The organism is Streptomyces sp. V1I1 (assembly GCF_030817355.1).
Classification (GTDB): Bacteria; Actinomycetota; Actinomycetes; order Streptomycetales; family Streptomycetaceae; genus Streptomyces.
The window spans coordinates 3412674-3432724 of the sequence record NZ_JAUSZH010000001.1 but is presented as its reverse complement, the minus strand read 5'-3'; the positions used below and the strand labels follow the sequence as shown (position 1 = coordinate 3432724).

Sequence of the window (20051 nt, the reverse complement as noted above, 5' to 3'; positions counted from 1 at the left end):
ACCAGCGGTAACGCCCACGGATGTCACGCCTGGTGACCACTCGGGCGCTTCGCGTATGAAGATCACCGCTCATCCGACTTCATGATCGTTGGCCGGGTGGTGGAGATCACAAAGGCGTTGTCGCACCCCGTGTCGCAGATCACAGACCGGCAGGCATAGGATGCGGAGCAGTCGGGCTTGTGAACTGCCTCACATGTGCACGATCTTCGCTGAGGCGGCGAGGCGGATGCCCGGCGCGGTCCAACGGTCAAGGACGACTGGAAGGAGCGAGGAGGGTGAATGCTTACGCGCCCATCCTTGTGCTCGGCGCCCTCGGGGCAGGGTTTGCGATCTTCTCCGTGGTCATGGCCACGCTTATCGGCCCCAAGCGGTACAACCGGGCAAAAATGGAGGCGTACGAGTGCGGCATCGAGCCGACTCCGACGCCGGCCGGAGGCGGCCGCTTTCCCATCAAGTACTACCTGACGGCGATGCTCTTCATCGTCTTCGACATCGAGATCGTCTTCCTCTACCCCTGGGCGGTCACCTTCGACGCCCTGGGGCTTTTCGGGCTCGTGGAGATGCTGCTCTTCGTGCTCACCGTCTTCGTCGCCTACGCGTATGTATGGCGGCGGGGCGGCCTGGAATGGGACTGAGGGGCTGAGGAGCACACCAATGGGAATCGAAGAGAAGCTGCCGAGCGGTTTCCTGCTGACCACCGTCGAACAGGCCCTCGGGCTGGGTGCGCAAGTCATCCGTCTTCCCGGCGACCTTCGGCCTGGCCTGCTGCGCCATCGAGATGATGACGACCGGCGCCGGCCGTTACGACCTGGCCCGCTTCGGCATGGAGGTCTTCCGCGGCTCACCGCGCCAGGCCGACCTGATGATCGTGGCGGGGCGGGTCAGCCAGAAGATGGCGCCCGTCCTGCGGCAGGTCTACGACCAGATGCCCAACCCCAAGTGGGTTATTTCCATGGGTGTTTGCGCATCATCGGGCGGAATGTTCAACAATTACGCGATTGTGCAGGGCGTTGACCACATTGTTCCTGTTGACATCTATTTGCCAGGCTGCCCGCCGCGTCCGGAGATGCTGATGGACGCGATCCTCAAGCTTCACCAGAAGATCCAGACCTCCAAGCTCGGCGTGAACGCGGAGGAGGCGGCCCGCGAGGCGGAGGAAGCGGCCCTCAAGGCGCTCCCCACCATTGAGATGAAGGGGCTGCTCCGGTGAGCGAGACCAGTGAGCCGAACCCCGACAAGGAAGTCGGCGCGCAGAACCTGCCCGGCCAGCGTGGTGAGCACGGCGAGGAGATCCGCGTCCAGCGCGGCATGTTCGGTGCGAACAACGGTGGCGACACCTCCGGCTACGGCGGGCTCATCCGCTCCGTACGCCTCCCGGGGCCCGCGAGCCGCCCCTACGGCGGGTACTTCGACGAGGTGGCCGACGAGCTGGAAGGCGCGCTGGAAGAACAGGGACTCGTCCCCGAGAACGCCATCGAGAAGACGGTCGTCGACCGCGGCGAGGTCACCTTCCACATCGCCCGCGAGCACCTCCTGAAGGTGGCGCGCACCCTGCGCGACGACCCGGCGCTCCGATTCGAGCTCTGTACAGGCGTCAGCGGCGTCCACTTTCCCGAGGACAAGGGCCGCGAGCTGCACGCCGTCTACCACCTGCGCTCGATCACCCACGGCCGGCTGATCCGCCTCGAGGTCTCCGCCCCGGACAGCGACCCGCACGTCCCGTCGCTGGTCGCGGTCTACCCGACCAACGACTGGCACGAGCGCGAGACGTACGACTTCTTCGGGCTCGTCTTCGACGGCCACCCCGCCCTGACGCGGATCATGATGCCGGACGACTGGCAGGGCTTCCCGCAGCGCAAGGACTATCCGCTCGGCGGCATCGCCGTCGAGTACAAGGGCGCTCAGATCCCGGCTCCGGACCAGCGGAGGTCGTACAGCTGATGTCTACTTCTCACGCTTCTGCCCGCGAGACCACCGAGGGGACTGTCTATACAGTCACCGGCGGCGACTGGGACGAGGTCGTCCAGTCCGCGGCCAAGGCCGACGACGAGCGGATCGTCGTCAACATGGGCCCGCAGCACCCCTCCACGCACGGTGTGCTCCGGCTGATCCTGGAGATCGACGGAGAGACGGTCACCGAGGCCCGCTGCGGCATCGGCTACCTCCACACCGGCATCGAGAAGAACCTCGAATTCCGGACCTGGACGCAGGGCACCACCTTCGTCACGCGCATGGACTACCTCACCTCGTTCTACAACGAGACGGCGTACTGCCTGGGCGTGGAGAAGCTGCTCGGCATCACGGACCAGATCCCGGACCGGGCCAGCATCATCCGCGTCCTGCTGATGGAGCTCAACCGGCTCTCCTCCCACCTGGTGGCCATCGCCACCGGCGGTATGGAGCTCGGCGCCACCACGATCATGATCTACGGGTTCCGGGACCGCGAAATGATCCTGGACCTGTACGAACTGATCACCGGCCTGCGGATGAACCACGCGTTCATCCGGCCAGGAGGACTCGCCCAGGACCTGCCGCCCGGCGCGGTCGACGCGGTGCGCGAGTTGGTCAAGAAGATGACCAAGAACCTGCCGGAGTACGACAAGCTCGCCACCGGCAACCCCATCTTCAAGGCCCGTATGCAGGACGTCGGCTACCTCGATCTGACCGGCTGCATGGCACTGGGCGCCACCGGGCCGATCCTGCGCGCGGCGGGCCTCGCCCACGATCTGCGCAAGACCGACCCCTACTGCGGCTACGAGACGTACGAGTTCGACGTCCCGACCGCCGACAGCTGCGACGCGTACGGCCGCTTCCTCATCCGCCTGGAGGAGATGCGGCAGTCGCTGCGCATCGTCGAGCAGTGCCTGGACCGGCTCGAGCCGGGACCGGTCATGGTCGCCGACAAGAAGATCGCCTGGCCCGCGCAGCTCGCGCTCGGCCCCGACGGTCTCGGCAACTCCCTCGACCACATCAAGAAGATCATGGGCACCTCGATGGAGGCCCTGATCCACCACTTCAAGCTGGTGACCGAGGGCTTCCGGGTGCCGCCCGGACAGGCGTACGCGGCCGTCGAGTCGCCCAAGGGCGAGCTCGGCGTCCATGTCGTCTCCGACGGCGGCACCCGCCCCTACCGGGTCCACTTCCGCGACCCGTCCTTCACCAATCTGCAGGCCATGGCGGCGATGTGCGAGGGCGGCCAGGTCGCCGACGTCATCGTCGCCGTCGCGTCCATCGACCCCGTGATGGGAGGCGTCGACCGGTGACAGCCACACCAGCTAATCAAGAGGTGAGCCTGGGTATGCCCCAGCTCCCCGCCCCCGACTACCCGGCCGATGTACGCGCCCGGCTCGAGGCGGACGCGAGGGAACTCATCGCCCGCTACCCCGACAGCCGGTCCGCCCTGCTGCCGCTGCTGCACCTCGTGCAGTCCGAGGAGGGGTACGTCACCCGCACCGGCGTCCGCTTCTGCGCCGAGATGCTGGACCTGACCACCGCGGAGGTCACCGCGGTCTCCACCTTCTACACGATGTACCGGCGGGTGCCCTCCGGCGACTACCAGGTCGGCGTCTGCACCAACACGCTCTGCGCGGTGATGGGCGGCGACGCCATCTTCGACGAGCTCAAGCAGCACCTCGGCGTCGGCAACAGCGAGACGACCGAGGACGGCAAGGTCACCCTCGAGCACATCGAGTGCAACGCGGCCTGCGACTTCGCCCCTGTGGTGATGGTCAACTGGGAGTTCTTCGACAACCAGACGCCCGAGACCGCCAAGCGCCTCGTCGACGATCTGCGCGCGGGACGGCCCGTCGAGCCGACGCGCGGCGCTCCCCTGTGTACGTACAAGGAGACCGCGCGGATCCTCGCGGGCTTCCCCGACGAGCGCCCGGGCGCGGTCGGGGCGAGCGGCGGCGCGGGACCCGCCTCGCTGATCGGCCTGCGCCTGGCCAAGGGCGAGAGTCCGACGGCGCGAGTGGTCTCCCCGCGCGGCGAGGCAGCACACGACGCACCGCCCCAGCCCGGTTCCGAGCACCTCAGCTCGCACGACGCACCGCAGCAGACCTCGGCCTCCGACCCTGACCACCCGGCCGGACCCGCAGCCGAGGAGGGGGAGTGATGACCTTGTCCACCGAGTTTGGGGGCACCGCCCGACCGGAGGCCGGGGGAGAGACGAGTCCCGAGAAGCTTCTCGTGCCCGTCCTCTCCGCCTTCTGGGACGAGGCGGAGTCCTGGACGCTGGACACCTACCGGCGGCACGAGGGGTACGAGGGACTGCGCAAGGCGCTGGCCATGTCGCCGGACGACCTCATCGCGTACGTCAAGGACTCCGGACTGCGCGGCCGCGGCGGCGCGGGCTTCCCCACCGGAATGAAGTGGCAGTTCATTCCGCAGGGCGACGGCAAGCCGCACTATCTCGTTGTCAACGCCGACGAATCGGAGCCCGGGACCTGCAAGGACATCCCGCTCCTGTTCGCCAACCCGCACTCCCTCATCGAGGGAATCGTGATCGCCTCCTACGCGATCCGGTCGAATCACGCGTTCATCTATCTGCGCGGTGAAGTCGTCCCCGTACTGCGGCGGCTGCACGAAGCCGTACGCGAGGCGTACGAGGCGGGCTTCCTCGGCAAGGACATCCTGGGCTCCGGACTCGACCTCGAAGTCACCGTGCACGCGGGCGCGGGCGCGTACATCTGCGGTGAGGAGACCGCGCTGCTGGACTCCCTGGAAGGCCGTCGCGGTCAGCCCCGGCTGCGTCCCCCCTTCCCCGCGGTCGCCGGTCTGTACGCGTGCCCCACTGTGGTGAACAACGTCGAGTCCATCGCGTCCGTTCCCGCGATCCTCCATCGCGGCAAGGACTGGTTCAAGTCGATGGGCAGCGAGAAGTCCCCGGGCTTCACGCTGTACTCGCTCAGCGGCCATGTCACCAACCCCGGCCAGTACGAGGCCCCGCTCGGCATCACACTGCGCCAGCTGCTCGACATGAGCGGCGGCATGCGCAAGGGCCACCGCCTCAAGTTCTGGACTCCGGGCGGCTCCTCGACCCCGATGTTCACCGACGAGCACCTCGATGTGCCGCTGGACTACGAGGGCGTGGGCGCCGCCGGTTCGATGCTCGGCACCAAGGCGCTGCAGTGCTTCGACGAGACGACCTGCGTGGTGCGGGCCGTTACGCGGTGGACCGAGTTCTACGCCCATGAGTCCTGCGGCAAGTGCACGCCGTGCCGCGAAGGCACGTACTGGCTGGTGCAGTTGCTGCGCGACATCGAGGCCGGCAAGGGCGTCATGTCCGACCTCGACAAGCTGAACGACATCGCCGACAACATCAACGGCAAGTCCTTCTGCGCACTGGGCGACGGCGCCGCGTCCCCGATCTTCTCCTCGCTCAAGTACTTCCGCGAGGAGTACGAGCAGCACATCACCGGCAAGGGCTGCCCCTTCGACCCCGCGAGGTCGACCGCCTGGGCCGACAAGCACCTGGAGGTGACCGCATGACTGAGGCGTATGCGCCGAGCCCCGGCCGCGGCTTCGCCGCCCACCGCCCTGCGGGCGAAGCACCGCAGTCCGACTCACCTCGTGCGGAGGTACGGGCATGACCGTCACGACGTCCAACCCCGCCGGAGGCGGCAACGCGGCCGTTCCGCCGGAAGATCTCGTGTCGCTGACGATCGACGGGATCGAGATCAGCGTGCCCAAGGGCACTCTGGTCATCCGGGCCGCCGAAATGCTCGGCATCGAGATCCCGCGGTTCTGCGACCACCCCCTCCTCGACCCGGTCGGCGCCTGCCGCCAGTGCATCGTCGAGGTCGAGGGCCAGCGCAAGCCGATGGCGTCCTGCACCATCACCTGCACCGACGGCATGGTCGTCAAGTCGCAGCTCACCTCGCCGGTCGCCGAGAAGGCCCAGCGCGGTGTGATGGAGCTGCTCCTCATCAACCACCCGCTGGACTGCCCGGTCTGCGACAAGGGCGGCGAGTGCCCCCTGCAGAACCAGGCGATGCAGGTCGGAGACCCGGACACCCGCTTCGAGGGCAAGAAGCGGACGTTCGAGAAGCCCGTCCCGATCTCCACGCAGGTGCTGCTCGACCGCGAGCGGTGCGTGCTGTGCGCCCGGTGCACCCGGTTCTCCAACCAGGTCGCGGGCGACCCGATGATCGAGCTGCTCGAGCGCGGTGCGCTCCAGCAGGTCGGCACCGGAGAGGGCGACCCATTCGAGTCGTACTTCTCCGGGAACACCATCCAGATCTGCCCGGTGGGCGCGCTGACGTCGGCCGCGTACCGCTTCCGCTCCCGCCCCTTCGACCTGGTGTCGTCGCCTTCGGTGTGCGAGCACTGCGCGGGCGGCTGCGCGACGCGTACGGACCACCGCCGCGGCAAGGTCATGCGGCGGCTCGCGGCCGAGGACCCCGAGGTCAACGAGGAGTGGATCTGCGACAAGGGGCGCTTCGGCTTCCGTTACGCGCAGAAGCCCGACCGGCTCACGACTCCTCTCGTACGAAACGACCAGGGTGAACTGGAGCCCGCGAGCTGGCCGGAGGCGCTGGAGGCGGCGGCCCGCGGCCTGAGCGCGGCCCGCGGCCGGGCCGGTGTCCTGGTGGGCGGCCGGCTGACCGTCGAGGACTCGTACGCGTACGCCAAGTTCGCCCGGGTCGCCCTCGCCACCAACGACGTCGACTTCCGCGCACGCGTGCACAGCAGCGAGGAGGCCGACTTCCTGGCCGCCCGCGTCGCGGGGCGCGGCCGGGACGTGGACGGCAGCGGGGTCACCTACACCTCCCTGGAGAAGGCCCCGGCGGTCCTGCTGGTCGGGGTCGAGTCCGAGGAGGAGGCCCCCGGTGTCTTCCTGCGGCTTCGCAAGGCCAACCGCAAGCACGGCCAGCGCACCTTCGCGCTGGCCACACACGCCACCCGTGGCCTGACGAAGGCGGGCGGCACACTGCTCCCCGCCGCCCCCGGCACCGAGACCGAGTGGCTGGACGCGTTGAGCGGCGGCGCGGGCCTGGACGGCGACGGCGCGAAGGCGGCCGAGGTGCTGCGCTCCGACGGCGCGGTCATCGTCGTCGGCGAGCGGCTCGCCGCCGTGCCCGGCGGACTGACCGCCGCGGTACGGGCCGCGACCGCGACCGGCGCGCAGCTGGTGTGGATCCCGCGCAGGGCGGGCGAGCGCGGCGCGCTCGAGGCGGGCGCGATCCCCTCGCTGCTGCCCGGTGGCCGCCCGGCCACCGACCCACGGGCCCGCGAGGAGACCGCGGCGGCCTGGCGCGTACGCGAACTCCCGCACCGTTACGGCCGCGACACCGGCCAGATCGTCGAGGCCGCGGCCACCGGCGAACTGGGCGCGCTGCTGGTGGCGGGCGTCGAGGTCGCGGACCTGCCCGATCCGCAGCGCGCACGTGAGGCACTCGACGCGGTCGGCTTCCTGGTCTCCCTGGAGCTGCGGCCCAGCGAGGTCACCGAGCGGGCGGACGTGGTCTTCCCGGTCGCGGCCGTCGCCGAGAAGCCGGGCACGTTCCTCAACTGGGAGGGCAGGGCGAGGCTGTTCGAGGCCCCGCTGAAGCCCGAGCACATGACGCGCCGCCTGGCGCCGGCCGATGCGCGGGTGCTGCACATGCTGGCGGACGCGCTCGACGTCAGCTTCGGGCTGCCGGACCTCAAGTCCGTACGCAACGAGCTGGACCGGCTGGGCACGTGGGACGGACCACGGGCCACGGAGCCCAATGAGTCCGCCCAGTCCCTGCCCCGCCCGGGCGAGGGCGAGGCGGTCCTCGCCGGCCACCGGCTGCTGCTCGACCAGGGCCTGCTCCAGCAGGGCGACGAGGCGCTGGCGGGCACCCGCCACGCGGCGGTCGCCCGGCTCTCCGCGGCGACGGCGGCCGAGACGGGTGTGAAGGACGGCGACGTCCTCGCCGTCACCGGCCCCGCCGGCTCGGTCAGGTTCCCGCTCCAGGTGAGCGAGATGCCCGACCGGGTGGTGTGGCTCCCGCTGAACTCGGCCGGCGGCGGCGTCACTTCGGACACCGGTGCAGTCCCCGGGCAGCTGGTCCGCATCGGCCCGGCGGCGGCAGAGACCGCCACCCCTGACGTACCGGAGGTGCGAGCGTGAACCCGACCCTCGCAAATATCGCGGAGGCCCAGCGGAGCGTGCTCGCGGCTGAGGACCTTTCGATGTTCGGACGCGACCCCTGGTGGCTCGTCGCCATCAAGGCCGTGTTCTGCTTCGCCTTCCTGATGATCACCGTGCTCTTCTCCATCGTGTGGGAGCGCAAGGTCGTCGCCTGGATGCAGCTGCGCATCGGCCCCAACCGGCACGGCCCCTGGGGCATGCTCCAGTCGCTCGCCGACGGCATCAAGCTGATGCTGAAGGAAGACTTGATCGTCAAGCGCGCGGACAAGGTCGTCTATGTCCTCGCGCCGGTCATCGCCGCGATTCCGGCCTTCATGGCGATCGCCGTGATCCCCTTCGGGCCGGCCGGCAACGAGGTCTCGATCTTCGGTCACCGCACCTCGATGCAGCTCACCGACCTGCCGATCGCGATGCTCTACATCCTCGCGGTCGCCTCGGTCGGGATCTACGGCATCGTGCTGGCCGGCTGGTCGTCGGGATCGACGTATCCGCTGCTGGGCGGCTTGAGGTCGTGCGCGCAGATGATCTCGTACGAGATCGCGATGGGGGCGGCCTTCGCCTCCGTCTTCCTCTACTCCGGGTCGATGTCGACCTCGGCGATCGTCGAGGCGCAGGCGGACCGCTGGTTCATCATCCTGCTGCCGGTCTCCTTCATCATCTACGTCGTCACGATGGTCGGCGAGACCAACCGTGCTCCGTTCGACATGCCGGAGTCCGAGGGCGACCTGGTCGGCGGCTTCAACACCGAGTACAGCTCGATCAAGTTCGCGATGTTCATGCTGGCCGAGTACGTCAACATGGTCACCGTCTCCGCCGTCTCGGCCACCCTCTTCCTGGGCGGCTGGCGGGCCCCGTACCCCATCTCGACGTTCTGGGAGGGCGCGAACCACGGCTGGTGGCCGATGCTCTGGTTCGTCATCAAGGTCCAGCTGCTGCTGTTCTTCTTCATCTGGCTGCGCGGCACGCTGCCCCGCGTCCGCTACGACCAGCTGATGAAGCTCGGCTGGAAGGTGCTTATCCCGGTATCGGTGGTCTGGCTGATGCTGGTGGCGACCGTACGGGCGCTGCGGAACGAGAACTACGACTTCCAGCAGATCGTGCTGTACGTCGGTGGCGCGGTCATCGCGGTGCTGCTGCTCTCCTTCGTCGCCGACATCTTCCGCGGCAGGAAGGAGAAGGAGGCGGAGGCGGAGGCCGCGGAGGCGGAGCCCGCCTTCGACCCGATGGCGGGCGGATTCCCCGTACCGCCGCTGCCGGGGCAGACCTTGCCGCCGGTGCCTCGCCGACGACCGCGCCGCGAGCGCGAGTTGATTGTCAGTGGTGGCCCCGGCAGCGACATTTCCGGGGGCGACCCCCGAACCCCCGGGGCGAGTGATGGTCCTAGTGACGGAAAGGAGGCTGACGGTGTCTGAGGAATCCGAGGGCAAGTTCCAGAATCCGGTCGCCGGCTTCGGCGTGACCTTCAAGGCCATGTTCAAGAAGCGGCTGACCGAGCAGTACCCGGAACAGCAGAAGGTCACGGCGCCGCGCTTCCACGGCCGGCACCAGCTCAACCGTCATCCGGACGGGCTCGAGAAGTGCATCGGGTGCGAACTGTGCGCGTGGGCCTGTCCGGCGGACGCGATCTATGTGGAGGGCGCGGACAACACCGAGGAGGAGCGCTACTCCCCGGGTGAGCGGTACGGCCGGGTCTACCAGATCAACTACGCCCGCTGCATTCTGTGCGGGCTGTGCATCGAGGCCTGTCCGACGCGGGCGCTGACCATGACGAACGAGTTCGAACTGGCCGACAGCTCCCGCGAGAGCCTCATCTATACGAAGGAGCAGCTGCTCGCCGGTCTCGAGGAGGGCATGGTCGACTCCCCGCACTCGATCTTCCCGGGCATGGACGAGCAGGACTACTACCGGGGGCTGGTCAGCGAGGCCGCTCCCGGCACGGTCCAGCAGGTCGCCGTCTCCAAGGGGGAGAAGGGCGAGGAGGTGGACGTATGAACACCCTCGCCGCCTCCACCACTTCCGTGGGCGAGGCCGTCCAGTTCTGGGTGCTGGGCACCATCGCCGTCGCCGGGGCGCTCGGCACGATCCTGATGCGGCGGGCCGTGCACAGTGCACTCTGCCTCGCCGGGACCATGATCGTCCTGGCGGTCTTCTACCTCGCCAACGGCGCGTACTTCCTCGGTGTCGTCCAGATCATCGTCTACACCGGCGCCATCATGATGCTGTTCCTCTTCGTCGTCATGCTGGTCGGCGTCACCGCCGCCGACTCGCTCAAGGAGACGCTGAAGGGGCAGCGCTGGCTGGCCGCGGCCTGCGGTCTGGGCTTCGGCATGCTGCTGATCGCCGGCATCGGCAATGCCTCGCTGAAGACGTTCAACGGCCTGGGCGCGGCCAACACCGCGCACGGCGGCAATGTCGAGGGCCTGGCCCAACTCCTCTTCAGCAAGTACGTCTTCGCCTTCGAGATCACCAGCGCGCTGCTGATCACGGCGGCCGTCGGCGCGATGGTGCTCACCCACCGGGAGCGCACCGAGCGGGCCAAGACCCAGCGCGAGCTGGCCGAGCAGCGCGTACGGGAAGGCAAGCACCTTCCGCCGCTGCCCGCGCCCGGTGTCTACGCTCGGCACAACGCCGTGGACATCGCCGGTCTGCTGCCGGACGGCACGCCGTCCGAGCTCACCGTCAACAAGACGCTGCGGGCGCGCGGCCAGATCCGCGATGTGTCGAGCGAGGCGCTGAACGACCTGCGGGTGCTGGAGCAGCGCGCGGAGGAGCGGCTCGGCCGTGAGACCGAGTCGCACGAGTCGCGCGACCGGAACGACTCGCACGACTCGCACGACTCGCAGGACGAGGAGGTCGCGAAGTGAATCCCGTCAACTATCTGTATCTCGCGGCGCTGTTGTTCACCATCGGCGCGGCCGGGGTGCTGATCAGGCGGAACGCGATCGTGCTCTTCATGTGCATCGAGCTGATGCTCAACGCCTGCAACCTCGCGTTCGTCGCCTTCTCCCGTATGCACGGCAATCTCGACGGCCAGATCATCGCCTTCTTCACGATGGTCGTCGCCGCCGCTGAAGTCGTGGTCGGGCTCGCGATCATCGTGTCGCTGTTCCGTTCCCGCCACTCGGCCTCGGTCGACGACGCCAGCCTGATGAAGCTGTAAGGGGTCGCTGAATCGTGGAGAACCTGATTGCGCTGCTTGTCGCGGCGCCTTTGCTCGGAGCGGCGGTCCTGCTGTGCGGCGGGCGGCGGCTCGACCGCAGCGGCCACTGGATCGGCACGCTGTTCGCGGCCGCGTCCTTCGTGGTCGGCGCGGTGCTGTTCGTGGACATGCTGGGCAAGGGGGCGGATGAACGCGCCCTGTCCCAGAGGCTGTTCAGCTGGATTCCCGTCGAGGGCTTCCAGGCTGACGTGGCCTTCCAGCTCGACCAGCTGTCGATGACGTTCGTCCTGCTGATCACGGGCGTCGGCTCGCTGATCCATGTGTACTCGATCGGGTACATGGAGCACGATCCGCGCCGCCGCCGCTTCTTCGGCTATCTGAACCTCTTCCTCGCGGCGATGCTGCTGCTGGTCCTCGCGGACAACTACCTCCTGCTGTACGTCGGCTGGGAGGGCGTCGGCCTCGCCTCGTACCTGCTGATCGGCTTCTGGCAGCACAAGCCCAGCGCGGCGACGGCGGCGAAGAAGGCATTCCTGGTCAACCGCGTCGGCGACATGGGTCTGTCGATCGCGATCATGCTGATGTTCACCACCTTCGGGACGTTCGCCTTCGGGCCTGTGCTGGAGGCGACCGGTGAGACGAGCGAGGGCAAGCTGACGGCCATCGGGCTGATGCTGCTGCTCGCGGCGTGCGGCAAGTCCGCACAGGTGCCGCTGCAGTCCTGGCTCGGGGACGCGATGGAGGGTCCGACTCCGGTCTCGGCCCTGATCCACGCGGCGACCATGGTGACCGCGGGCGTCTACCTCATCACCCGGTCCGGGGCGATCTTCAACGCGGCCCCGGACGCGCAGTTGGCGGTCGCGGTCGTCGGCGCGGTGACGCTGATCTTCGGTGCCATCGTCGGTTGCGCGAAGGACGACATCAAGAAGGCGCTGGCCGGTTCGACGATGTCGCAGATCGGCTACATGATCCTCGCGGCCGGCCTCGGCCCGATCGGATACGCCTTCGCGATCATGCACCTGGTGACGCACGGCTTCTTCAAGGCCGGGCTGTTCCTCGGCGCGGGCTCGGTGATGCACGGCATGAACGACGAGGTCGACATGCGCAAGTACGGCGGCCTGCGGAAGTACATGCCGATCACCTTCGTCACCTTCGGACTCGGCTATCTGGCGATCATCGGCTTCCCCGGTCTGTCCGGCTTCTTCTCCAAGGACAAGATCATCGAGGCGGCCTTCGCCAAGGGCGGGACGGAGGGCTGGATCCTCGGTTGTACGGCGCTGCTGGGCGCCGCGATCACCGCGTACTACATGACGCGCGTGATGCTGCTGACGTTCTTCGGCGAGAAGCGCTGGCAGCCCGCCCCCGACCCGGACACGGTGCCGAGCGTCGAGCCCGGCATCGAGGTGCACGTCGGCGAGATGCCGCATCCGCACGAGTCGCCGAAGTCGATGACCATCCCCATGGTGGTGCTCGCCTTCGGGTCCGTCTTCGCCGGAGGCCTGTTCAGTCTCAACGACGCGTTCGTGAACTGGCTGAAGCCCGTCACGAACTTCGAGCACGGGCATCCGCCCATCAGCGCGACGGCGGTGACTTCGGCAACGGTCGTCGCTCTCGTCATCGGCCTGGGCATCGCCTACGCCCAGTACGGGCGGCGCCCGGTTCCCGTGGTCGCCCCGCGAGGGAGTCTGCTCACCCGGGCCGCCCGCCGCGATCTCCTCCAGGACGACTTCAACCATGTGGTCCTGGTCCGCGGCGGCGAGCACCTCACCCGCTCCCTGGTTTACGTCGACCACACCCTGGTCGACGGCGTGGTCAACGGCACGGCCGCCTCGTTCGGCGGGCTCTCCGGCCGGCTGCGCAAGCTGCAGAACGGCTACGCCCGCACCTACGCGGTCTCGATGTTCGGAGGTACGGCGGTGCTGATCGCCGCGACCCTGCTGATGAGGGCGGTGTAACTGTTATGTCGTTCCCTCTCCTTACGGTGACGGCGGCACTCCCGGCGGTCGGCGCGATCGCCACCGCCGCCGTCCCGGCCGCGCGGCGCACCGCCGCCAAGTGGCTGGCGCTGCTGGTCTCGCTCGGCACGCTGGTGCTGGCCGCGATCGTGCTCGTACGCTTCGAGCCCGGCGGCGACCGCTATCAGCTGACCGAGTCGCACGCCTGGATCAAGGACTTCGGCGTCCGGTACGAACTGGGCGTGGACGGCATCGGGGTGGCGCTGCTGGCGCTGACCGCGCTGCTGATCCCGTTCGTCATCCTGGCGGGCTGGCACGACGCCGACCCTCTGGAGACGAAGTCGTCGCGGTGGCGGCCGACGCAGGGCTTCTTCGCCCTGATCCTCGCCGTCGAGGCGATGGTGATCCTCTCCTTCGAGGCCACCGACGTCTTCCTCTTCTACATCCTGTTCGAAGCCATGCTCATCCCGATGTACTTCCTCATCGGCGGCTTCGGGGACCGTGCCCACGCGGGCAGCGACGAGAACGCCGCGGCCCAACGCTCGTACGCGGCCGTGAAGTTCCTGCTCTACAACCTGGTCGGCGGCCTGATCATGCTGGCCGCGGTCATCGGGCTCTACGTCGTCGCGGGCAGCTTCTCGCTCAACGAGATCGCCGAGGCGCGCGCGTCCGGGACGCTCGACATGGCGACCAACACCGAGCGGCTGCTGTTCCTCGGCTTCTTCTTCGCCTTCGCGGTGAAGGCGCCGCTGTGGCCGCTGCACACCTGGCTGCCCAACGCCATGGGTGAGGCGACCGCGCCGGTCGCCGTGCTGATCACCGCGGTCGTCGACAAGGTCGGCACGTTCGCGATGCTGCGTTTCTGCCTCCAGCTCTTCCCGGACGCCTCCAAGTGGGCCACGCCCGTGATCCTGGTGCTCGCGCTGATCAGCATCGTCTACGGCGCGCTGCTCGCGGTCGGCCAGCGCGACATCAAGCGCCTTGTCGCGTACGCCTCGATCTCGCACTTCGGCTTCATCATCCTGGGCATCTTCGCGATGACGTCCCAGGGGCAGTCGGGCGCGACGCTCTACATGGTCAACCACGGGATCTCGACGGCCGCGCTGATGCTGGTGGCCGGGTTCCTGATCTCCCGGCGCGGCTCGCGGCTCATCGCGGACTACGGCGGGGTGCAGAAGGTCGCCCCGGTACTCGCCGGCACCTTCCTGATCGGCGGTCTGGCCACGCTCTCGCTGCCGGGTCTCGCGCCCTTCGTGAGCGAATTCCTGGTCCTGGTCGGCACATACTCGCGCTATCCGGTGGCCGGAATCATCGCCACCTTCGGCATTGTGCTCGCCGCGCTCTACACCCTCGTCCTCTACCAGCGGACGATGACGGGCCCGGTGAAGGCCGAGGTGCGGGAGATGCCCGACCTCAGGGTCCGTGAGCTGGCCGTGGTCGCTCCGCTGATCGCGCTGCTGCTCTTCCTCGGCGTCTTCCCGAAGCCGCTGACGGACATCGTCAACCCGGCGGTGGAGCACACGATGTCCGACGTACAGAAGAAGGACCCCAAGCCCGAGGTGGAGGCGGCCAAGTGAGCGCTACAGCTGTCCACAGCCTGTGGACAACGGCAGCCGAGCCGATCGACAAGATCCCGGCTCCGACTGTCGAGTACGCCCAGCTGGCACCGGCGCTGATCGTCGTCGGCGCCGCCATCGTGGGTGTGCTCGTGGAGGCATTCGTTCCACGCAAGGTCCGTTACCACGTCCAGGTGTTCCTGACCGTCGTCGCCCTCGTGGCCGCTTTCGCGGCGGTCGTCGCTCTCGCGGCCGGCGGATACGGCACCACCAAGGCGAAGATCGCGGCGATGGGCGCGATCGCGGTCGACGGCCCGGCGCTCTTCCTGCAGGGCACCATCCTGCTGGCCTCGCTGGTCGCGGTCTTCACCTTCGCCGAGCGCCGCCTCGACCCGGAGGTGCACGGCAACCGCGTCGACTCGTTCGCCGCGCAGGCCGCGTCCGTACCCGGCAGCGACAGCGAAAAGGCCGCGGTCAAGGCCGGGTTCACCACCACCGAGGTCTTCCCGCTGGTGCTCTTCGCGATCACCGGCATGCTGGTCTTCCCGGCCGCCAACGATCTCCTGACGCTCTTCATCGCGCTGGAAGTCTTCTCGCTCCCGCTCTATCTCCTGTGTGCCGTCGCCCGCCGCAAGCGGCTGATGTCGCAGGAGGCGGCGGTGAAGTACTTCCTGCTGGGAGCCTTCTCGTCGGCGTTCCTGCTGTTCGGGATCGCCCTGCTGTACGGGTACGCGGGCTCGGTGTCGTACGCGAGGATCGCGGACGTCGTCGACGGCAGCGTGCGCACCATCGACCCGGCGCTCGCCGACACCATGGGGAACGACGCGCTGCTGCTGATCGGCGGCGCGATGATCCTGATGGGGCTGCTGTTCAAGGTCGGCGCGGTGCCGTTCCACATGTGGACACCGGACGTCTACCAGGGCGCGCCGACTCCGGTCACCGGCTTCATGGCGGCGGCGACGAAGGTGGCCGCGTTCGGCGCGCTGCTGCGCCTGCTGTACGTCGTGCTGCCGGGGCTGCGCTGGGACTGGCGGCCGGTCATGTGGGCGATCGCGATCGTCACCATGCTGGGCGGTGCGATCGTCGCGATCACGCAGACCGACATCAAGCGGCTCCTTGCGTACTCCTCGATCGCGCACGCCGGATTCATCCTGGCCGGTGTCATCGCGACGACGCCCGACGGCATCTCGTCCGTCCTCTTCTACCTTGCCGCGTACTCCTTTGTGACGATCGGCGCGTTCGCCGTGGTCACGCTCGTGCGCGACGCGGGCGGCGAGGCGACGCATCTGTCCAAGTGGGCGGGGCTCGGGCGGCGTTCGCCGCTGGTGGCGGCGGTCTTCGCGGTGTTCCTGCTGGCCTTCGCCGGCATTCCGCTGACGTCGGGCTTCTCCGGGAAGTTCGCGGTCTTCAAGGCGGCGGCGGAGGGCGGCGCGGGCGCGCTGGTCGTGGTCGGTGTGATCTCGTCGGCGATCGCCGCGTTCTTCTACATCCGGGTCATCGTGCTGATGTTCTTCAGCGAGCCGAAGGCGGAGGGCCCCACGGTGGCGGTGCCTTCGCCGCTGACGATGACCACGATCGCCGTGGGTGTGGCGGTGACGCTGGTGCTGGGCGTGGCCCCGCAGTACTTCCTGGACCTGGCGAGCCAGGCGAGCGTGTTCGTGCGCTGACCCGGCATGCGTGAGGGCCCGGCACCCCACAGCGGGGTGCCGGGCCCTCACGCATGTCCGGCGGCGTCAGGCGGCGTTGACCCGCCCCGCGTACGCGCGCACGTCCGCGTCCGTGTCCTGGACCGCCGTGGCCAGGGCGGCCCGGGCCTCCGTGTCGGCGGGGTGTTTCAGCAGAGCCAGGACCGCGGCCTTGCGGACGTCGGCGTTCGGGTCCTGGAGGGCCTTGGCCAGGGGCGGAACCGCCAACCCCGGGGCGGCAGCGCCGAGGGCCGTGGCCGCGCCCGCGCGAACCTGCCAGGCCGGGTCGGCCAGTGCGGTGACGGCGACGGTGCCGAACGGGGCGGGGCACCCGGCAGTGGACAGGGCCGCGAGGGCGGCCGCGCGGACGAGGATGTCCGGGTCCTGGATCAGGGGTTCCAGGGCGCCCGGGTCGGTCAGACTGCGCGCCACCGTGACGCGGACCTCGCGGGCCGGGTCGGCGGTGGCGCGGGCGACGGCGGCGAGGGCGTCGACCGAGACCAGGGCGCGCACGGCCGCGATGCGGACCTCGATGTCCGGATCGTCGAGCGTACGGGCGTAGGCGGCGGCGTCGCCCAGGCGCAGGGCGCGCAGTGTGTCGAGCGCGGCGGCCCGGACCTGGGGGTCGTCGTTGCCGAGCGCGTCGGTGAGGCTCCGGGACAAGTCGGCCTCCGGGGGCAGGACTTCGACCAGTTCGCGCAGGGACGCCGCGGCGGCGGTGCGGACGCCACCGTCCGGGTCCGCGAGGGCCGCCGCGAGCGCCGGTCCGGTGCCTGCCGGGACGGTCTCGGTGAGCGCGGCGAGTGCGGCGCGGCGCACGGCGGGGTCCGGGTCGGTCAAGAAGGGGCGCAGCCGGGGGAGTTCCGGCTCGTCCTCGGTGAGGCTGAGCAGCTCCAGGATGCGAGGGGAGTGGGAGGCGGCGGTCGCGTCCTGACGGACCGCGGTGCGGACGCCGGAGCCGATGGGGGCGACGTCGCGGTGTCCGGCGGTGGAGACCTGCTCCGGATGGATCTCGCCGAGATGGCGCGATGCGCCGCCGGTCGGGGCGTACTCCTCGATGGGGACGAGGTAGGGGGCGACGGGCCTGGCGGTGAACTCCATCGCCCCTGAGGGTGATTTACGCAGGTCCAGGTGGTGCAGCCAGTCCTCGTCGTCGCGCTGCGGGTGATCCGTACGCTCGTGGTAGAGGCCCCAGCGGGACTCCGTGCGGGCGAGCGAGGAGCGGGCGGCCATCTCGGCGCAGTCGCGGATGAAGCTGACCTCGGCGCAGCGCATCAGCTCGTGCGGGGTCTGCGCGCCCATCTCCGCGATCTCGTCGCGCATCCGCTCGAAGTGTTCGACGGCGAGGGAGAGACGGGCGCCGGACTTGGGCGGGGCGACATAGTCGTTCACGAAACGGCGGAGTTTGTACTCGACCTGGGGCTGCGGCGGTCCGTCCGGGTTGCGCAGCGGCCGGTAGATCAGTTCATGGGCGTCGCGCAGCTGGTCGGCGGGCAACTCACCTTCGTACGCGGTGAACCGGGCGGCGTCCGCGCCCGCCAGATCGCCGAAGACGAACGCGCCGATCATGTAGTTGTGCGGGACGCAGGCCAGGTCACCGGCGGCGTAGAGGCCGGGGACGGTGGTGCGGGCGTGGTCGTCGACGCGTACGCCCGAGGCGGAGTGGCCGCCGCACAGCCCGATCTCCGAGATGTGCATCTCGACGTCGTGGGTGCGGTAGTCGTGGCCGCGGTTCGCGTGGAAGGTGCCGCGGGTGGGGCGTTCGGTGGAGTGCAGGATGCCCTCCAGCGCGTTGATGGACTCCTCGGGGAGATGACTGAGCTTGAGATAGACCGGGCCGCGGTCGGAGGCGAGTTCGGCGGCGAACTCGGCCATCATCTGACCGGACCAGTAGTCGGAGTCGACGAAACGCTCGCCGTGCCGGTTGACCTGGTAGCCGCCGAAGGGATTGGCGACATAGGCGCAGGCGGGGCCGTTGTAGTCCTTGATCAGCGGGTTGATCTGGAAGCACTCGATGCCGGTGAGGTCGGCGCCGGCGTGGTAGGCCATGGCGTAGCCGTCACCGGCGTTGGTGGGGTTCTCGTACGTGCCGTAGAGATAGCCGGAGGCGGGGAGGCCGAGCCGGCCGCAGGCGCCGGTGGCAAGGATCACCGCGCCCGCGCGGACGGAGACGAACTGTCCCGTACGGGTGTTGAAGCCCGTGGCCCCGACGGCCCGGCCGTCCGCCGTGAGGACCCGGACCGGCATCACGCGGTTCTCGATCCGGATGCGCTCGCGCATTTCGCGCCGCCGCAGCCGCCGGTAGAGGACCTTTTTGACGTCCTTGCCCTCGGGCATCGGCAGGACGTACGAGCCGGAGCGGTGCACCTGGCGGACCGCGTACTCGCCGTGTTCGTCCTTCTCGAACTTCACGCCGTACGACTCGAGACGCTGCACCATCGAGAAGCCGCGGGTCGCGGTCTGGCGGACGGTGGACTGGTCGACGATGCCGTCGTTGGCGCGGGTGATCTCGGCGACGTAGTCGTCGGGTTCGGCGCGGCCGGGGATGACGGCGTTGTTGACGCCGTCCATGCCCATGGCGAGCGCGCCGGAGTGGCGGACGTGCGCCTTTTCGAGGAGCAGGACGTTCGCGCCGTGCTCGGCCGCGGTGAGCGCGGCCATGGTGCCGGCGGTGCCGCCACCGATGACGAGGACGTCGCAGGAGAGCTCCTCGGCGTCCGCGAGTGCGGGGATTTCCATGGGGAGGGCCTCTCAGGTGCCGAGGGATTCGAGTACTTCGCGGCGCAGCGCGAGGGTCGCGGGTTCGCCGTGGGCCGCACGGTCGCGGGGGCGGGGTACCTCGAGGACGCGCCCGGTGCCGAGGAGGGCGATGCGGTCGCCGAGGAAGAGCGCCTCGTCGACGTCGTGCGTGACGAAGACGACCGTCGCGCCGGTGCCGCGCAGCACGTCGACGAGCAGCTGCTGCATCCCGGCGCGGGTCTGCGCGTCGAGCGCGCCGAAGGGCTCGTCCATGAGGACGGCCCGCGGCTCGGCGGCTAGGGCGCGCGCGAGCTGGACGCGCTGGCGTTGCCCGCCGGAGACGCGGTGCGGGAGGTGGGCGGCCCGGTCGGCGAGCCCGACCCGGTCCAGCCATGCCTCGGCCCGCCGACGTCGCTCGGCGCGGCCGACTCCCCTGATGGCCAGGGGGAGTTCGACGTTGCCGCGCAGGGTGCGCCAGGGAAGGAGGGCGTCTTCCTGGAAGATCAGTGCCCGCTCGGCGCTGGGCGCGGTGATGGGCTCACCGTCCTGCGCGACCGCGCCGTCGAGCGGGGGGAGCAGCCCGGCGAGGGTCCGCAGGAGGGTCGACTTGCCGCACCCGGAGGGCCCGACGACGGTCAGGATCTCGCCGGGCACGACCTCCAGGTCGATCCCGTCGAGCACGGGCGCTCCGGGCCGCCCCAGTGACGCACCGCGCAGGGTGAGCCGGGTCCCACGGGGCGGTGCCGGGGTGGGGGCGAGGGTGGTTTCGGGGGGTGTGGTCATGCGATTACGCCTCCTCGTGGGTGCGGATGGGGTGTGGGTGGGGGGCGCCTGCGG

The 20051-nt window shown here is 69.4% G+C and carries 15 protein-coding genes and 1 pseudogene; 14 read left to right on the top strand and 2 right to left on the bottom strand.

From position 1 onward, the window contains the following. Positions 1-275 precede the first annotated feature (275 nt). The 14 genes and pseudogenes from QFZ67_RS15985 (at position 276) to nuoN (ending at position 16457) form a co-directional block, all read left to right on the top strand. On the top strand, positions 276-635 hold the full coding sequence (locus QFZ67_RS15985) for an NADH-quinone oxidoreductase subunit A (RefSeq protein ID WP_307661762.1): 360 nt from the start codon (positions 276-278) through the stop codon (positions 633-635). 19 nt (positions 636-654) lie between these two features. Next, positions 655-1210 (top strand): annotated as a pseudogene (locus QFZ67_RS15980) (NADH-quinone oxidoreductase subunit B family protein). Further along, positions 1207-1941 carry an NADH-quinone oxidoreductase subunit C gene (locus QFZ67_RS15975; RefSeq protein ID WP_307661761.1) on the top strand — a complete coding sequence of 245 codons (735 nt, stop codon included), beginning with the start codon at positions 1207-1209 and terminating at the stop codon, positions 1939-1941. The pseudogene QFZ67_RS15980 and the gene QFZ67_RS15975 overlap by 4 nt, the downstream one beginning before the upstream one ends. Then, complete coding sequence (locus tag QFZ67_RS15970) at positions 1941-3263, top strand: NADH-quinone oxidoreductase subunit D (protein WP_307661760.1); 1323 nt, start codon at positions 1941-1943, stop codon at positions 3261-3263. Before QFZ67_RS15975 ends, QFZ67_RS15970 begins: the two co-directional genes overlap by 1 nt. Positions 3264-3298: 35 nt before the next feature. Beyond that, positions 3299-4114, top strand: coding sequence for an NADH-quinone oxidoreductase subunit NuoE (gene nuoE / locus QFZ67_RS15965; protein WP_307661759.1), 816 nt, complete (start codon positions 3299-3301; stop codon positions 4112-4114). Next, entirely contained in the window at positions 4114-5490 is a 1377-nt protein-coding gene (gene nuoF / locus QFZ67_RS15960; protein ID WP_307661758.1) for an NADH-quinone oxidoreductase subunit NuoF, read from the top strand. Before nuoE ends, nuoF begins: the two co-directional genes overlap by 1 nt. Positions 5491-5587: 97 nt before the next feature. After that, entirely contained in the window at positions 5588-8098 is a 2511-nt protein-coding gene (locus tag QFZ67_RS15955; RefSeq protein ID WP_307661757.1) for an NADH-quinone oxidoreductase subunit G, read from the top strand. Positions 8099-8160: 62 nt separating this feature from the next. Continuing rightward, the gene (gene nuoH / locus QFZ67_RS15950; protein WP_307665862.1) at positions 8161-9531 is read left to right on the top strand and encodes an NADH-quinone oxidoreductase subunit NuoH; all 1371 of its coding nucleotides are present in this window, start codon (positions 8161-8163) and stop codon (positions 9529-9531) included. Next, on the top strand, positions 9494-10111 hold the full coding sequence (nuoI, locus tag QFZ67_RS15945) for an NADH-quinone oxidoreductase subunit NuoI (protein WP_307661756.1): 618 nt from the start codon (positions 9494-9496) through the stop codon (positions 10109-10111). Before nuoH ends, nuoI begins: the two co-directional genes overlap by 38 nt. Then, entirely contained in the window at positions 10108-10983 is an 876-nt protein-coding gene (locus QFZ67_RS15940; RefSeq protein WP_307661755.1) for an NADH-quinone oxidoreductase subunit J, read from the top strand. The genes nuoI and QFZ67_RS15940 overlap by 4 nt, the downstream gene beginning before the upstream one ends. Continuing rightward, entirely contained in the window at positions 10980-11279 is a 300-nt protein-coding gene (gene nuoK, locus QFZ67_RS15935) for an NADH-quinone oxidoreductase subunit NuoK (protein WP_307661754.1), read from the top strand. Before QFZ67_RS15940 ends, nuoK begins: the two co-directional genes overlap by 4 nt. Positions 11280-11293: 14 nt before the next feature. Then, positions 11294-13234, top strand: coding sequence for an NADH-quinone oxidoreductase subunit L (gene nuoL / locus QFZ67_RS15930; RefSeq protein ID WP_307661753.1), 1941 nt, complete (start codon positions 11294-11296; stop codon positions 13232-13234). A 5-nt stretch (positions 13235-13239) separates the two neighbouring features. Further along, positions 13240-14811: an NADH-quinone oxidoreductase subunit M gene (locus QFZ67_RS15925; RefSeq protein ID WP_307661752.1), complete on the top strand. Its 1572-nt coding sequence runs from the start codon at positions 13240-13242 to the stop codon at positions 14809-14811. Further along, positions 14808-16457 carry an NADH-quinone oxidoreductase subunit NuoN gene (gene nuoN, locus QFZ67_RS15920; protein ID WP_307661751.1) on the top strand — a complete coding sequence of 550 codons (1650 nt, stop codon included), beginning with the start codon at positions 14808-14810 and terminating at the stop codon, positions 16455-16457. Before QFZ67_RS15925 ends, nuoN begins: the two co-directional genes overlap by 4 nt. Before the next feature lie 66 nt (positions 16458-16523). On the opposite strand, the gene QFZ67_RS15915 is transcribed toward nuoN, so the two are convergent. Both QFZ67_RS15915 and QFZ67_RS15910 read right to left on the bottom strand, forming a co-directional pair. Continuing rightward, positions 16524-19214, bottom strand: a complete 2691-nt coding sequence (locus QFZ67_RS15915) for a fumarate reductase/succinate dehydrogenase flavoprotein subunit (protein WP_307661750.1) — start codon at positions 19212-19214, stop codon at positions 16524-16526. A 12-nt stretch (positions 19215-19226) separates the two neighbouring features. Next, entirely contained in the window at positions 19227-19997 is a 771-nt protein-coding gene (locus QFZ67_RS15910; RefSeq protein ID WP_307661749.1) for an ABC transporter ATP-binding protein, read from the bottom strand. Between the last annotated feature and the right edge of the window lie 54 nt (positions 19998-20051).

Excerpts from the sequence above, each read along its gene's own strand:
- nuoI (WP_307661756.1), top strand. The coding sequence starts at position 9,494 with ATGGTCCTAGTGACGGAAAGGAGGCTGACGGTGTCTGAGGAATCCGAG.
- nuoE (WP_307661759.1), top strand. The coding sequence starts at position 3,299 with ATGCCCCAGCTCCCCGCCCCCGACTACCCGGCCGATGTACGCGCCCGG.
- QFZ67_RS15940 (WP_307661755.1), top strand. The coding sequence starts at position 10,108 with ATGAACACCCTCGCCGCCTCCACCACTTCCGTGGGCGAGGCCGTCCAG.
- QFZ67_RS15925 (WP_307661752.1), top strand. The coding sequence starts at position 13,240 with ATGTCGTTCCCTCTCCTTACGGTGACGGCGGCACTCCCGGCGGTCGGC.
- nuoH (WP_307665862.1), top strand. The coding sequence starts at position 8,161 with ATGTTCGGACGCGACCCCTGGTGGCTCGTCGCCATCAAGGCCGTGTTC.
- QFZ67_RS15915 (WP_307661750.1), bottom strand. The coding sequence starts at position 19,214 with ATGGAAATCCCCGCACTCGCGGACGCCGAGGAGCTCTCCTGCGACGTC.
- QFZ67_RS15955 (WP_307661757.1), top strand. The coding sequence starts at position 5,588 with ATGACCGTCACGACGTCCAACCCCGCCGGAGGCGGCAACGCGGCCGTT.
- QFZ67_RS15970 (WP_307661760.1), top strand. The coding sequence starts at position 1,941 with ATGTCTACTTCTCACGCTTCTGCCCGCGAGACCACCGAGGGGACTGTC.
- QFZ67_RS15910 (WP_307661749.1), bottom strand. The coding sequence starts at position 19,997 with ATGACCACACCCCCCGAAACCACCCTCGCCCCCACCCCGGCACCGCCC.
- nuoF (WP_307661758.1), top strand. The coding sequence starts at position 4,114 with ATGACCTTGTCCACCGAGTTTGGGGGCACCGCCCGACCGGAGGCCGGG.